The sequence below is a fragment of the Streptomyces sp. NBC_00102 genome, assembly GCF_026343115.1.
In the GTDB taxonomy this organism is placed as follows: Bacteria; Actinomycetota; Actinomycetes; order Streptomycetales; family Streptomycetaceae; genus Streptomyces.
Genome location: NZ_JAPEMC010000002.1, coordinates 583,833 through 598,289, shown reverse-complemented (window position 1 = coordinate 598,289; position 14,457 = coordinate 583,833). Strand labels below are relative to the sequence as shown.

General features: G+C 71.9%; 13 protein-coding genes. 6 read left to right on the top strand and 7 right to left on the bottom strand.

Annotation, left to right across the window (positions count from 1 at the left end; translation table 11 throughout):
- Window positions 1-41: 41 nt before the first annotated feature.
- On the top strand, window positions 42-1,085 hold the full coding sequence (locus OHA55_RS29960; RefSeq protein ID WP_266712204.1) for a hydroxyacid dehydrogenase: 1,044 nt from the start codon (window positions 42-44) through the stop codon (window positions 1,083-1,085).
- Window positions 1,082-3,034, top strand: coding sequence for a DUF2264 domain-containing protein (locus OHA55_RS29955; RefSeq protein WP_266712202.1), 1,953 nt, complete (start codon window positions 1,082-1,084; stop codon window positions 3,032-3,034). Before OHA55_RS29960 ends, OHA55_RS29955 begins: the two co-directional genes overlap by 4 nt.
- Before the next feature lie 66 nt (window positions 3,035-3,100).
- On the opposite strand, the gene OHA55_RS29950 is transcribed toward OHA55_RS29955, so the two are convergent.
- From OHA55_RS29950 to OHA55_RS29935, 4 genes are all read right to left on the bottom strand, one after another.
- Window positions 3,101-3,733, bottom strand: a complete 633-nt coding sequence (locus OHA55_RS29950; RefSeq protein WP_266712200.1) for an LUD domain-containing protein — start codon at window positions 3,731-3,733, stop codon at window positions 3,101-3,103.
- Entirely contained in the window at window positions 3,730-5,277 is a 1,548-nt protein-coding gene (locus OHA55_RS29945) for a lactate utilization protein B (RefSeq protein WP_266712198.1), read from the bottom strand. Before OHA55_RS29945 ends, OHA55_RS29950 begins: the two co-directional genes overlap by 4 nt.
- On the bottom strand, window positions 5,274-6,044 hold the full coding sequence (locus OHA55_RS29940) for a (Fe-S)-binding protein (protein WP_266712196.1): 771 nt from the start codon (window positions 6,042-6,044) through the stop codon (window positions 5,274-5,276). Before OHA55_RS29940 ends, OHA55_RS29945 begins: the two co-directional genes overlap by 4 nt.
- A gap of 136 nt (window positions 6,045-6,180) precedes the next feature.
- Complete coding sequence (locus OHA55_RS29935) at window positions 6,181-6,903, bottom strand: FadR/GntR family transcriptional regulator (protein WP_266712194.1); 723 nt, start codon at window positions 6,901-6,903, stop codon at window positions 6,181-6,183.
- Window positions 6,904-7,173: 270 nt separating this feature from the next.
- Between OHA55_RS29935 and OHA55_RS29930 the strand changes: the two genes are divergently transcribed.
- From OHA55_RS29930 to OHA55_RS29915, 4 genes are all read left to right on the top strand, one after another.
- Window positions 7,174-8,094, top strand: a complete 921-nt coding sequence (locus OHA55_RS29930; protein ID WP_266712192.1) for an AEC family transporter — start codon at window positions 7,174-7,176, stop codon at window positions 8,092-8,094.
- A 97-nt stretch (window positions 8,095-8,191) separates the two neighbouring features.
- Window positions 8,192-9,172, top strand: coding sequence for a DUF2510 domain-containing protein (locus OHA55_RS29925; protein WP_266712190.1), 981 nt, complete (start codon window positions 8,192-8,194; stop codon window positions 9,170-9,172).
- A 163-nt stretch (window positions 9,173-9,335) separates the two neighbouring features.
- The gene (locus OHA55_RS29920) at window positions 9,336-10,172 is read left to right on the top strand and encodes a Cof-type HAD-IIB family hydrolase (protein ID WP_266712188.1); all 837 of its coding nucleotides are present in this window, start codon (window positions 9,336-9,338) and stop codon (window positions 10,170-10,172) included.
- 218 nt (window positions 10,173-10,390) lie between these two features.
- The gene (locus tag OHA55_RS29915; RefSeq protein ID WP_266712186.1) at window positions 10,391-11,245 is read left to right on the top strand and encodes an endonuclease/exonuclease/phosphatase family protein; all 855 of its coding nucleotides are present in this window, start codon (window positions 10,391-10,393) and stop codon (window positions 11,243-11,245) included.
- A 182-nt stretch (window positions 11,246-11,427) separates the two neighbouring features.
- Here OHA55_RS29915 and OHA55_RS29910 read toward each other — a convergent pair whose 3' ends face one another.
- The 3 genes from OHA55_RS29910 to OHA55_RS29900 all read right to left on the bottom strand — a co-directional run bounded on the left by OHA55_RS29910 (window position 11,428) and on the right by OHA55_RS29900 (window position 14,077).
- Window positions 11,428-11,853, bottom strand: a complete 426-nt coding sequence (locus OHA55_RS29910; RefSeq protein ID WP_266712184.1) for an RbsD/FucU domain-containing protein — start codon at window positions 11,851-11,853, stop codon at window positions 11,428-11,430.
- Between the two features lie 314 nt (window positions 11,854-12,167).
- Window positions 12,168-12,686 (bottom strand): cupin domain-containing protein, encoded by a 519-nt coding sequence (locus tag OHA55_RS29905; RefSeq protein WP_266712182.1) that lies wholly within the window; start codon window positions 12,684-12,686, stop codon window positions 12,168-12,170.
- A gap of 125 nt (window positions 12,687-12,811) precedes the next feature.
- Entirely contained in the window at window positions 12,812-14,077 is a 1,266-nt protein-coding gene (locus tag OHA55_RS29900; protein WP_266712180.1) for an IS701 family transposase, read from the bottom strand.
- Between the last annotated feature and the right edge of the window lie 380 nt (window positions 14,078-14,457).

Below are 14,457 nucleotides of genomic sequence, written 5' to 3'. Positions count from 1 at the left end.
GTACCGGCGGCCGTCGCGGGCCGCCCCGTACCAGGAGAGACATGCACAGTTCCGCTGCCCCCCTCGCACCGCGCACGCCCCGCCGGCCGCGTGCCGTACTCGCCATGAAGCCGGACGCGGCGGCGGCGGTGCTTCCGCCGGAGGCGCTCGCGGCGCTCGGCGAGGTCTGCGATCTCGCGCCGCCGCCCGCCCTGGACGACTTCACCACCGACCGGGCCCGGGCGGCTCTGGCCGACGCGGAGATCCTGGTCACCGGCTGGGGCTGTCCGCCGATCGACGAGGGGGTGCTCGCGGCGGCACCGAAGCTGCGGGCCGTCGTCCACACGGCAGGCTCGGTGCGCGGCCTCGTCACCGACGCCTGCTGGGCGCGCGGGATCGCGGTCTCCTCGGCCGCCGCGGCGAACGCGCTGCCGGTGGCGGAGTACACCCTCGCCATGGTCCTGCTCTCCGGCAAGCGGGTGCTGGAACGGGCCCGGGAGTTCCGAGTGACGCGCGAGCGGAGCAACTGGCTGCGGCTCCCCGACGAGGTCGGCAACTACCACCGCACCGTGGGCATCCTGTCCGCCTCGCTGATCGGCCGGCGGGTGATCGAGCTGCTGCGCCCTTACGACCTGCGGGTGCTACTGCACGATCCGTACGTGTCGGCCGAGGAGGCGGCGGTGCTGGGCGTCGAGCCGGTCGGACTCGCCGAACTCTTCGCCCGCAGCGACGTGGTGAGCGTCCACACCCCGCTGCTCCCCACCACCCGCGGGCTCGTCAGCCGCGAACTGCTCACCTCCATGCGGCCGGACGCCACGCTGATCAACACCGCGCGCGGCGCGGTGGTCGACCAGGACGCCCTCACCGACGTGCTCCGCGGCAAGCGCATCCGGGCCGTCGTCGACGTCACCGACCCGGACCCGCTGCCCGCCGGCCACCCGCTCTGGGAGTGCGAGAACGCGCTGATCACCCCGCATCTCGCCGGGTCCCAGGGCAACGAATGGCGGCGGCTGGCCGATCTGGCGACCGGTGAGGTCGCGCGCTGGGCCGCGGGCGACGGTTTCGCCCATCCCGTACGACCGGAAAGGCTGGCCTTCCTCGCATGACCACCGCCCCGCTCTCCCTCCCCTTCGAGCTCCCCTCCGACGACCGCTCGCTCAGCCCCCTCACCGGCTACAGCCGGGCGCACTGGGAGGCCGCCGCGGACGGTCTGCTGCACGCGGCCTGGCAGTGGGCGACCCCCGGCCGTGCCCTGCTCGACCTGCCCGGACGGCCCTCGGGGTCCGGCGTCCGCTCCGACGGGCTGGAGGGGTACGCGCGCACCTTCCTCGCCGCCGCGTTCCGGGTCGCGGGGGCCGGGGGCAAGGACCCGTACGGCTGGCTGGACCGGTACGCGGACGGTCTCGCCGTCGGTACGAAGACCCCCGGGCGCGACGACGCCGAGTCCTGGCCGCTCATCCGCGACCACACCGTCTTCGGCCAGCCCATGGTGGAGTCGGCGTCGGTCGCCCTCGGCCTGCGGCTGACCCGGCCGTGGCTCTGGGACCGGCTCGACTCCGGCACCCAGGACCGTGCGGAGGAGTGGCTGCGCGGATCGCTGCGGCACACCCCCGCGCCGAACAACTGGTACCTGTTCCCCTTCGCCGTCGCCGGGTTCCTTGAGTCCGTGGGGCGGGGCGACGCGGAGACCGGGCGGGCGCGGGAACGCGCGCTGGACCTGCTGGAGGGCTGGTACCGGGGCGACGGCTGGTACGCGGACGGGGACGGGCGCGCCTTCGACCACTACAACGGCTGGGCGCTGCATCTCTATCCGGTGCTGGACGCCCATCTCTCGGGCGACCAGGAGCTCCTCGCCCATTACGGCGGGCGGCTGCGCGAGCACCTGGAGAGCTTCTCGCTGATGTTCGGCGCGGACGGGGCGCCGCTGCACTTCGGGCGCTCCCTGGCCTACCGGTTCGCGGCGGGCGCGGCGGTCGGCATGGGCGCGGTCTCGGGGCACACCCCGCTCTCCCCCGGGGCGTCCCGGCGGCTGGTGAGCGGTTCGCTGCGGTACTTCCTGGAGCACGGGGCCACCGGCGAGGACGGTCTGTTGAGCCTCGGGTGGCACGGTCCGCACGGGGCGACGCTCCAGCACTACTCGGGTCCGGCCTCGCCGTACTGGGCGTCGAAGGCGTTCGTCTCGCTGCTCGCACCGGCGGAGCACCCGTTGTGGACCGCGCCGGAGGAGGCCGCGCCGAGCGAGGGCCCGGACCGGGTGCTGTCCCTGCCGGCGCCGGGGCTGCTGGTGCAGTCGACCCGGGCGGACGGGATCGTACGGCTGCACAACCACGGCAGCGACCATGTCCGGCCGCACGAGGGCGAGTCGGCGGCGGAGGCGGACCCGCACTACGGGCGGTTCGCGTACTCGACTGCGACCGGTCCCTCGTCGGCGGTGAACGTGGCGGACAACCACCTCTCCGTCAGGGTCGGTTCCGCCCGCAGCGTCCGCCGCCGTATCCATCCGCTGGGCGCCGGGCACGGGGACGGCTGGGGCTGGGCGGCCTCCTGGCACATGCCGGTCTTTCCCGGTCAGCCGCCGGCCGTTCCCGGGCTGCGGGCGGAGAGCGTCACCTTCGTGCGGGGCCGGTACGAACTCCGGGTCCACCGGCTCCTCGGTGTCCCGGCGGGTGCCCGCGTCGAGCAGACCGGCTGGGCGACGGCCCCCGGCGCTTCGCCGCGCTCCGTACTGCACGGGCTGTACGGCTGGGAGTGGGAGGAGGAGGTGCGCGCCCCGCAGGGCACGGCGTACACCCGGTGGGCGGTGCTGCGCCGGCTGGCGGTCGACGCCGAGGGCACGGTGGTCCTGGTGGCCCTGGCCTCGCTGACCGGCGAGGCCGACCCGGCGCCGGTGGGCACGGCGGTGAGCGGGGTGAACGTGGCCGCGGACGAACGGGGTTCGGGCGACACCGTGGAGGTGGCCTGGGCCGAGGACGGGGCGGTCACCCGGATCGCCTTCGGTCCCGGGGCCTCCGCGTCCGCGCCGGTGTCCGTGTCCGTGGAGCACGGCACGCGCTGAACGGAAGCGGCGGGGCGGGGCGACGGGTCGGCCGTCGCCACGCCCCGCCGGTCGTGTGCGGCGGTGTCAGACGTCGGTGCGGACGACCACCACCAGCGTGCGGGGGCCGTGCACCCCTTCCACCCGCTCCAGTTCGATGTCCGAGGTGGCCGAGGGCCCGCTGATCAGGGTCGTCGGCCGCTCCGGGACCAGTCGCGCGACCGCTTCGGGGACCCCGACCTCCACGGTGGAGAGGTCGACGACGCAGACGTGCAGGTCGGGTACGAGGGAGAGCGCGCGGCGCCCCTGGTCCTCGGAGCCGTCCAGGAAGATGGTGCCGGTCTCCGCGCAGCTGACGGCGGACGCCGTCACCACACCGTCGAGTTCGCCGAGGGTGGGTGCCGGGATGTCGGCGGAGTCCCGCTGGACCTCTCCGTCCCAGGCCGCCAGCCACGCGGCGTCGAGCCCGGCGGGCACTCCGATCCGGTGGGCGCCGCGTTCCCGCAGCACCTCGGCGATCACCTCGGCGGTCCGGTCGGAGGTGCAGGGGTGGACCTGCGCCTTGTAGTCGACCAGCCGGTCGGTGAGGAGGCCGAGCCGTTCGGCGTCGGGCAGGGTGCGCCCGGTGCGGTAGTCGCGCGGGACGGTGACCGGGCGGGCCGGGGCGAGGGCCAGGGCGTCGCGCACCCGGCCGAGGACGGTGTCGCGTGCGGTCGTCACTTCTCGTCCTCCGTGGAGTCTTCCGGGTGTGTGGCCACACCCTCCTCGGCGGCCGCCTTCATCGTGGCGGCTCCCTCGGCCGAGGCGAGCCAGGCGCGGAACGTCTGCTTCGGCGGTGCCGGGGTGTCCCGGCTGTCGCTCCAGCCGTCGAAGGGCGCGGGCACCCGCCCGATGGTGCCGTCCTTACCGGCGACGACCCGTCCGAGACCGGCGGCCTTCTGGGCCGCCGTGAACAGCTTCGGGCTCTTCATCACCGTGGCGGCGGCCTTCATGGCGAGCTTCTCCGCCGTCGTACCGGACTGCTCGGTGTTCTGGTGGCGCAGTTCGACCAGGAGCGACGGGATGTCGATCTTGACCGGGCAGGCGTCGAAGCAGGCGCCGCAGAGGCTGGAGGCGTACGGCAGCGAGCTGTTCGGGTCGTCCTTGGCGGCGTGCATCCCGGCGAGCTGCGGGGTGAGGACCGCGCCGATGGGGCCGGGGTAGGTCGAACCGTAGGCGTGTCCGCCGGCGCGTTCGTACACCGGGCAGACGTTGAGGCAGGCGGAGCAGCGGATGCAGTTCAGCGCCTCGCGGCCGACCTTGTCGGCGAGGGCCGCGGTCCGGCCGTTGTCGAGCAGCACCAGGTGGAAGTCCTGCGGGCCGTCGCCGGGGGTCACCCCGGTCCACATCGAGGTGTACGGGTTCATCCGCTCGCCGGTGGAGGAGCGGGGCAGGAGCTGGAGGAAGACTTCGAGGTCGGTGTAGCGCGGCAGCACCTTCTCGATGCCCATCACCGTGATCAGGGTGTCGGGCAGGGTGAGGCACATCCGGCCGTTGCCCTCGGACTCCACGACGGAGAGGGTGCCGGTCTCGGCGATGCCGAAGTTGGCGCCGGAGACGGCCACCTTGGTGGTCATGAACTTCTCGCGCAGGTAGGCGCGCGCGGCGGCGGCGAGGTGCGCGGGCACGTTGTCGAGGTCCGGGTCGACGCCGGGGATCTCCTTGAGGAAGATCTCCCGGATCTCGTCGCGGTTGCGGTGGATCGCGGGGACGAGGATGTGCGAGGGCTTGTCGTGGGCCAGCTGCACGATGAGTTCGGCGAGGTCGGTCTCGTACGGGGTGATGCCGACCGATTCGAGGTGCTCGTTGAGACCGATCTCCTGGGTGGCCATCGACTTGACCTTGATGACGTCGCTGCTGCCGGTCGCCCTGATGAGGCGGGTGACGATCTCGTTGGCCTCGGCGCCGTCGCGCGCCCAGTGGACGGTGCCGCCGTGCTCGGTGACCTTCGCCTCCAGCTGCTCCAGGAGTTCGGGCAGCCGGTTCATGGTGTCGGTCTTGATCGCCGCTCCGGCGTCGCGCAGCCGCTCCCAGTCGGGGAGTTCGCCGGTGACGCCCAGGCGCTTGGTGCGGATGGTGCGGGTGGCCTTGCCGAGGTTGCGGCGGAGCTGTTCGTTGCGCAGTTCGTCGTGGGCGGCGGCGGGGAACTTCCGCTCGCCGCGCAGGTTTCCGGTGCCGTACGGGGAGCGGGGCGGGGCGGCGGGCATGCCGAGGAAGGTGCTCATACGGTGGCTGCCTCCGTCATGGCGTACGGCGCGGTACGGGTCGAGGCGAGGATCTGCGCGAGGTGCAGGGTGCGGGTGCCGGACTTGATGCGGTGGAGCCCGCCGCCGATGTGCATCAGGCAGGAGGAGTCGCCGGCGGTGCAGACGTCGGCGCCGGTGGAGCCGATGGTGCGCATCTTGTCCTGGAGCATCGCGGAGGACGTCTCGGCGTTCTTCACCGCGAAGGTGCCGCCGAACCCGCAGCAGGAGTCGGCCTCGGGCAGTTCCACGAGGTCGATGGAGTCGACGGCGCGCAGCAGTCGCAGCGGCTTCTCGCCGACGCGGAGCATCCGCAGCGAGTGGCAGGTGGGGTGGTAGGTGACGCGGTGCGGGAAGTACGCGCCGACTCCGGTGGCGTCGAGGACGTCGACGAGGAACTCCGACAGCTCGTAGGTCTTGGCCTCGACCGTGGCCACCCCGGCGCGCAGCGCGGCGTCGCCGTACCGCTCGGCGACGAGTCTGTGCTGGTGGCGGACGGAGCCCGCGCAGGAGCCGGACGGCATGACGATGGCCTCGATGGAGGTGTCGCCGAACTGTTCGGCGAAGTTGCGCACCAGGGGTACGGGCTCGCGCTGGTAGCCGGTGTTGACGTGCATCTGGCCGCAGCAGGTCTGTCCCGGCGGGAACACCACCTCGTGGCCCAGGCGGGCGAGCAGCACCGCGGTGGATTTCACCGCCTCGGGAAACAGGGTGTCTCCCAGACAGGTGGCGAAGAGCCCGACGCGCATGGAGCCTCCTCGATCGTTTCTCTACGTCCTTTGTATGGTCGGACCATACTCTCGATGAGCCTCCGCGTGAAGTTCCCGGGGCGGAAAGGGGCGCGCGCCCCTCCCCTCCCGCCCCTACCGGCCTCCGGCCACCGCGTTACTTGTCGTCGACCAGCGTGCCGTGCAGGCTGCGGATGTGGCGCTCGACCAGGTCAGCCGCCTCCGCGCCCCGTCCGGCGCGTACCAGCCTGAGCAGTTCGGTGTGTTCGGCGTTGAGCTCGGCGGCGGTGGCCGGCCAGTCCTCGGCCTCTTCGAGCGCCCGCAGGATCAGCGGACGCACGGACTCGCGCACGGCCGAAGTGAGGGTGGAGGTCAGCGCGTTGCCGGAGCAGCGGGCGATCCGCACGTGGAAGCGGGTGTCCAGGTCGTTGAAGGCGGCGACGCCGATACCGGGGGCGGCCATGCCCTCGACCAGGGACGCGGCCTCGTCGAGATCCTCGTCGCGGGCGTGCGTGACGGCGGCCTCGAATCCGGACCGCTCCAGGACGACCCGGGCCTCCATGACGTCCTCCAGGCTGTAGCTGCCCAGCGCGAAGTGCAGCCGCAGCAGCCGCCCGAGCGCGTCGTCCGGGTTGCGCACGATCCGTGCCCCCGAGTCGGGTCCCCGGCCGGGCTGGGCGACCAGGACGCCGATGGTCTCCAGCACCCGCAGCGCCTCACGCAGGGCGGAGCGGCTGACGCCGAGGACGGGGGCGAGCTCGCGCTCCGGCGGGAGGCGGTCGCCCGCCTTGAGTTCGCCGGCGAACACCCGCTCCTCGATGCTCCGCAGCACGAGTTCGTGGGTACGGGACTGCCGCACGGGTTCCCATTCGACGGGCATCGGCCACTCCCTGCCTGGGCCGGCCGAGCCGGCGGTCCGCGCCTTCCGCGGCCCGGCTTTCACCGCCCAGGCCCTCGGGGCGTTCCGTCCCGACTATGTCACACACGGCCTGTGGTCGGACCAAAGACCGGGATGATCAGTGACGCCTTGTGCGGAGGACCCGGCGCTCCCTAACGTTGCGTGCATGCCACACCGAAATCCGCCGGTCCATGCCGCCCTCCGCCCCAGCTCCTTCCGCGCCGAAGGCGCCCGCTCCGCCGGCCGCCGCCGATGACCGGTGTCCTGGAGGGTTTCGGGGTCATCGCGAGCATCATCGCCGTCGGTTATCTGATCGGCCGCTGGAACCTGCTGGGTGAGCACGGGCAGCCCGTGCTCACCCGGCTGTCCTTCCATGTGGCCTCGCCCGCCCTGCTGTTCACCACCATGACCAAGGCCGACCTGTCGGTCATGGTCTCGCTGCCCCTGCTGGTGACCGCACTCTCCACGCTGGTGGTGGCGGGCGCCTTCGTCGCGGTGGGAGCCGTACGCGGCTGGAGCGTCGGCCGTACGACGATAGGCGCGCTCTGCTCCTGCTACGTCAACGCCGGTAATCTCGGTATCCCCATCGCCGTCTACGTACTGGGGGACGCGACCCTCATCGCACCGATCCTGCTCTTCCAACAGCTGGTCGTCTCACCCGTGGCCCTCACCGTCATCGAGACCTCGCGCCCCGGCGAGCGGGAGTCCGTGGTCCGGCTGCTGACCACACCGTTCCGCAACCCGATCGTCCTGGCCTCGCTCGCCGGGGTCGCGGTCAGCGTGCTGGGCCGGCCCGTCCCCGGGCCCGTACTGGAACCGGTGACCCTGATCGCGGGAATCGCGGTGCCGGGCGTGCTCCTCGCCTTCGGCATCTCGCTGCGCGGGAGCGAGATGCCCGGTCGCGGCAAGGACCGGGGGCCGGTGCTCCTCTCGGTGGCGCTGAAGAGCTTCGCCCAGCCGCTGACCGCCTGGGCCATCGCCGCCGGGGTGTTCGGACTGGAGGGCGCGCCGCTGTTCGCGGTGGTGGTGACCAGCGGCCTCCCCGCCGCCCAGAACCTCTTCACGTATGCCTCGCACTACGGGACGGGCGTGCGGCTGGCCCGGGAGTCGATCCTGCTCTCCACGGTGCTCGCGGCGCCGGTCACGGTCACCACGGCGGCCCTGCTGGGCTGAGGCAGGAGGGGTCGCCGGGGTGTGCGGCGCGCCGTCTTGAGAGAAAGAACACCAGCCATTTCATGTGATTCTCACTCAGTCCGCATACGGTACGGCTGTGAACCAGACGAGCCCGCCCGGCTGGCATCCAGACCCCGGGTATTCAGGAATAGGCCCCGCGCAGGAGCGCTGGTGGGACGGCACCCAGTGGACCGACCAGCTCCGCGTGGCACCCGCCGCCGTCCGTAGCCGCCGTATCCGCATCGGTGTCGGCATCACCGTCGGCGTGGTGGTCCTCGCCGCCGTCGGCGGTGGCGCGTACGCACTGGGGCACGGCGACGGCAAGGACTCCGCCACCCCCTCGGTCGCACGGTCCGGAGGCCCACCGTCCGGCGGCGACGGACGCCAGGGCGGGCCCGGCGGCAGCGGCGAGAGCGGCGGCATCGGCGGCTTCGGCGGCGGCCAGAGCGGCGGCAGCGACGGGGGAAGCGGTCAGAACGGTGACGGCGGCGACGGCAGTGGTGGCCAGGACCAGGCGCCCGAGCCGCAGATCCCGACCGAGGACGGCTACGCCACCGATGTCGCCAGCGGCATCAGCCTGCCGGTGCCGGACGGCTGGACCGGCGAATCCGGCACGGTCGGCGCCAACCTGACGACCGGCGAGTACGCCTGCCCCGGCGACACCAGCCAGAAGTGCGTGCGCGGAGGCGTGTTCTCGGCGCCCGCGGCGGCGCTGGAGAACACCGAGAAGACCGCCGAGGCGGCCGCGAAAAAGGACATCTCGGCCAACGCCGAGGAGTCCTACGGCGCGAAGATCTACGAGGGGATCACCTCCCACCAGGAGCTGAAGTCCGAGGCCGTCACCGTGGCGGGCCAGAAGGGCTACCTCGTGCGCTGGAAGGTGGTGACGAAGAAGGGCGACGACGGATACGTCGAATCGCTCGCCTTCCCCTCCCCCAACAGCAAAGACCTGATGGTCGTCATCCGCTCCGGATTCGACATCAACGCCAAGGCGCCGGAGCTCTCCGTGCTGGACACCATCACCAAGGGCATCAAGGCGGCCTCGGTGAGCGGTTCGGGCAACGGGCAGACCGCGTAGACAGAGGTACCGGACAGACGTGCGGCGGTGCCCGGTCGATCATGACCGGGCACCGCCGCACGCGTACCCGGTCCCCGGCCAGGCCGCCGGACATGGTTACGTTGCGGGCGGAGGCCGTCCCGCGGGACGGTCTCCGCCCCGACCCGCCGACCTCAGGAACACCATGCACACCCGACGCGACGCGCGTCCGCCCGCCGGCCACCCCGACATCCGGCTCATCGTCACGGACATGGACGGCACCCTCCTCGACGCCGACGGCAACGTACCGGCGGGCCTGTGGCCCCTGCTGGACGAGCTGCGCCGCCGCGGCATCGTCTTCAGCCCGGCCAGCGGCCGCCAGTACGCCACCCTGGCCCACCTGTTCGAGGGTGTGGACGCGGGCATGGTCTACATCGCGGAGAACGGCACCCTCGTCGTCCGCGACGGGGCCGAGCTCTCCTCGGACCCGCTCGACCCCGCGGTCTCCGCCCGTCTGGTCACCCGCGTCCGGCAGCTCGCCGAGAAGGGCGGAGACGTCGGCGTGGTGGTCTGCGGCAAGCGCTCGGCGTACACCGAACGCGGCGACGAGGCGTTCCTCGCCGAGGTCGCGAAGTACTACCGGGCGCACCGGCTCGTGGACGACGCCACCGCCGTCGACGACGAGATCATCAAGGTCGCCGTCCTCGACTTCGGCGGGGCCGAAGGCTCCGCCCCCGCCCTGGCGGAGTTCTCCGACACCCACCGGGTGGTCGTCTCGGGCAGGCACTGGATCGACGTCATGAACCGCACCGCCGACAAGGGCGTGGCCGTGCGCCGCCTCCAGCAGGCGATGGGCATCGGACCGGAGCAGACCATGGCGTTCGGGGACTACCTCAACGACCTGGAAATGCTCGACGCCGCCGACTGGTCCTTCGCCATGGCCAACGCCCACCCGGACATCCTCGGCCGCGCCCGCCACACGGCCCCGGCCCACACCGAGAACGGGGTCCTGCGCACCATCAAGGAGGTCCTCGGGATCTGAGCGATCCCTCCGGTGTGCGACGGGGCGCGGCGGCAGGCGTTCCGGACCGGCGCTCCCCGGGCTCCTGGAGCGTGCGGGGCCGTCACGGCGGAGCGCGGATGGCGGGCGGGGCAACGGGAGGTGGCCGGTACGGGAAGCCGGTGACGGGCGCCGGAAGCATCGGTTAACAGATCCTCGCCGCACTTCTCACGCCGCGGCCCGGTGCGCACACTCGCGTCATGATCCACTTCACTGCGGCGCGTCTGCGCGCCCTCGTTCTCGTTCTGTCGGCGTCCGCCGCGCTCCTGGTGTCACCCACCGCCGCCTCGGCCACCGCTCACACCCCCGGCTCCTCGCACGCCTCGCACGAGGCCCACGGCTCGCACGCCGCCTCCGCGCACGGGCACCGGGACGACCGGGCGTTCTCGCTCCTCCAGATGAACGTCTGTTCCAGCGGGTACGCGGGCTGTTACGCCCGCACCGAGTATCCGAAGGTCCTCGACGAGGTCGTCGAACGCGTGCAGGCCCACCGCGTCGACGCCGTCACCCTCAACGAGGCGTGCAGCGCGGACGTCGCCGAGATCGCGGCCCGCACCGGCTACCGGTACCGGTTCGCCACGGTCATCTACCGGGGCGCGCCGCTCGACTGCAAGACGCCCACCGGACGCGGCGTCTTCGGCAACGCGGTCCTGACCAAGGACGCCATCCGCGCCGGGGAGGACGCCGCGTACTCGGCGTTCAGCGGTGTCGAGGAGCGCCGCTGGCTGTGCGTCACGACGGCTCGCCGGGTGAACGTGTGCACTAGCCACCTGTCGACCGACGGCGAGGCCGCCGACAGCACCAACTCCGTCCAGTGCTCCGAGCTCTCCGCGGTCCTCGCCGCCCGGGGCCGGCAGACGATCTTCGCCGGTGACGTCAACCGGCATGCCTCCTGCGCCCCCGAGGGCATGTGGACGCTGACGGACGACGCCGCCACCCAGTCCCCCGGCATCCAGCACGTCTACGGCAACCTCGCCTCCCCCGAGGTGACGGTCGAGCCCGCCACCTACACGGACCACGACGCCGTCCTCGTACGGGCCCGCCTGCGCCACTGAGGCCGGGCGGGCGGGGCTGCCGGACGCCGGGTTCACTTCGCGGCGCTCGCAACGGTCGGCGTCCCTGCCCCTGCACCCCCACGCACCTGTCCCGTGTCGTCCGGACGCCTTCCGGGCAGGCACGGGACATGCCCGCCGATCGCGGCCCGTCGCGCGGTGGACGGCGCCCGGTCATCGCACCGTCAGAGTCCCGCCGCCCGAACGCCGATGGTCAGCAGCAGGTTGGCGTACGTGCGGGTGTCCGCGGTGACGACCGCCAGGGCCACGTCCGGGGTGCGGGCCGCGTCGTAGAAGGCGTACCGGTCGAGTTCCTCCACCGGTACCCCGCCGAGCCGGGCGCGGTAGTCGGCGATGGCAGCGGGCTCGGGCTCGCCCTTCGGCGGCACCATCACCTGGGCCGATTCGACGGGAATGGTCCGCAGCAGCACGTCGAGCACCGGCGGGACGTCGAGCAGGCCGGGTGCCACGTTGAGGTGCACGATCCGGGCGTTCGGCCCGACAGCCGTGCTCGCGGGGTAGTGCCCGTCGGTGAGCAGCACGCGGGCACCGTGTCCGGCACCGGCCAGGGCTTCCAGCAGGCCGGGGTGGATCAGTTCGGTCAGAAGCACGGAGTTCCTCCACGGCGGGTTGGCTACGGTCGGGGAAGACCGCGTACAGAGATGGGATGTATGTAAGGCGACTGGCAGTGTTTTGTCCAACAGACTTCCATCACACCATTGATTCACAGGTTCACCATGAAGGTGACTTCATCATTCGATCCTGCGAACAGAATTCATCCCACCCATTGCCCGTTTCCGCCCGCCGCCCGCTGTCCCGCCAGCCGACCAGCCGACCAGCCGACCAGCCTCAGGAATGCCGAAGGCCGGTCCCGGGTTTCCACCGGACCGGCCCTACGGCTCCCGCGAGCCGGGAGGTACGTCCGTCAGGCGTCTCCGTCCGGCACGTCCGGCTCCAGGGCGTACAGCCGCGGCAGGTTGACCACGATCGCCTCCTGCGTGCTCCGGGCGATGACGACCACGGCCTCCTCGGTGGGGTCCGGGTTCTCCTCGCGGTGCGGCACGAACGGGGGGACGAAGATGTAGTCGCCCGGCGAAGTGCGCAGCCGCACTTCCTCCGGCTGCTCGCCCGAGTCGTCCAGGAAGACGAACTCCGGGTGTCCGCTGACCACATGGATGGCGGTCTCGGACTCTCCGTGGTGGTGGTCGGAGGATGCGGTCGCCGGGGCCACGTGGGTCTGGCCCATCCACAGCTTCTCGGAGCCGACGGTCTTACCGCTGACCGCACCGAATCTGCGCATGCCGCCGGTCTGCGCGGTGTCCCCGTCGAGTTCGTCCGCCCGGACGTGGTGGAGGCGGGTGCGCGGGGAGGCCGTCGAGGTGCCCCGGGCCGTGTGGAGATGAGGGTGGAACCCCTCACCGGGGGTCGTCAGCGGCTCGCTCATGGCTGGGACGCTAGTAGGGCTTGGTCAGGTCGGTGCGGCTGTGGGTATGTCGCGGTGGCAGGTGGGGCAGGCGCCGGTCCAGGTCGCGAGGAGTATCTGTAGCTCGCGGACGACTCGGTAGAGGCTCAGGCCGGCGCCGTGTCTTTTGGGGCTCTGGCCAGTCGTTGCAGGGTGCAGAAGGCGTGCGCGACGGAGACGAGGGTGACGTGATGGTGCCAGCCACTCCAGGTGCGGCCCTCGAAGTGGGCCAGGCCCAGGGCCTGTTTCATCTCGCGGTAGTCGTGTTCGATGCGCCAGCGGAGTTTGGCGAGGCGGACCAGGGTGGTCAGCGGGGTGTCGGCCGGGAGGTCGGAGAGCCAGAACTGAACAGGTTCTTCCCTGCCGGCCGGCCACTCGGCCAGGACCCAGCACTCGGGCAGTTCCGGGCCATCGGCGGCCTGGCGGACCTCGCGTCCGGCAGGCCGGATCCGCAGGGCCACGAAGCGTGAGTACATCCGCTTGAAGCCGCTGCGGCCACTGCCGGGCCGGGAGCCCTCACGCCATTGCACCGGCTTCGCCGCTCTGCGTCCGACGGCCATGGTCAGCTGTTTCACGGACTGTGGCTTGTCGGGGTACTTCGCGACCGGTGGGCGTCCGTTCCCGGAGTACGGTTCGGTCACCGGTGCGGCGTGGCCGGGGTGGGCCGACATGGTGGTCGAGATGCCCACCACGTAGTTGAGCCCGCGGGCCTGGAGGCCGAGGCGGAAGGCCGCGGCGTCGCCGTATCCGGCATCCGCGACAGCCAGCGGGACCTCGATGCCCCATGAGCGGGTCTCGTCGAGCATGTCGAGCGCGAGCTGCCATTTCTCCACGTGCCCGATGTCGTCGGGGATGCCGCAGGCGGTGCGGCGGGCGACCTTGTCCGGGTCCGCCTTCACGGATCCGGGCGCCCAGGTCTCGGGCAGGAACAGCCGCCAGTCCACCGCCGCCGAAGCATGGTCACAGGCCATGTGCAGGGAGACGCCGACCTGGCAGTTGGTGACCTTCCCGGCGGTTCCGGTGTACTGCCGTGACACGCACGCCGAGGCACTGCCGTCCTTGAGGAACCCGGTGTCGTCGAAGACCAGCGCGGTGGGCCGGATCGCCTGTTCCATCCTCCAGGCCAGCTTGGCTCTCACGTGTGCGGGATCCCACGGGCTGGTGGTGATGAAGTGGGCCAGTGCCTGACGGTTCCCGTCCTCGCCCAGCCGGGCGGCCATCGGCTCGACCGACTTGCGCCGCCCGTCCATGAGCAGGCCCCGCAGATAGACCTGCCCCCACCGACGCTGATCGTTCCTCGCGAACGGCTCAAAAACCTCCGCCGCGAAATCCTCCAACTCACCACGCAAAGCCGCAATCTCGTCCGGAGTCACACCCTTCCAACGCGACACCGAACACAAAGACACGCACCGCCACAATCAACCTGACCAAGCCCTACTAGGGCGCCCCGGAAAAGGGTGTCAAGAGGTGCCCACACGCCTTCACCTGCGGCAATGTCCCGGCAACAACGGAGCGGAGGAGAACGTCGCCCGCGGGCCGCTTCCGGAGGCCGAGGGCCCGCCGCCCCGGTCAGGGCCGTTGATCCCCGTACGGCCCCCGAGAACGACCGGGGGGCCGGCGTCCGCCTGCCGCGCCGGCGCCGGCCGAGCCCGGCGATCTGGCGCGTCCGACGGGAAAGTTGAGGACCCCGACTCGGGCCGACGTGTCAACACCTCGCAGAGACAGGCATGATGGGGCGGTCTGCACCCTGCCA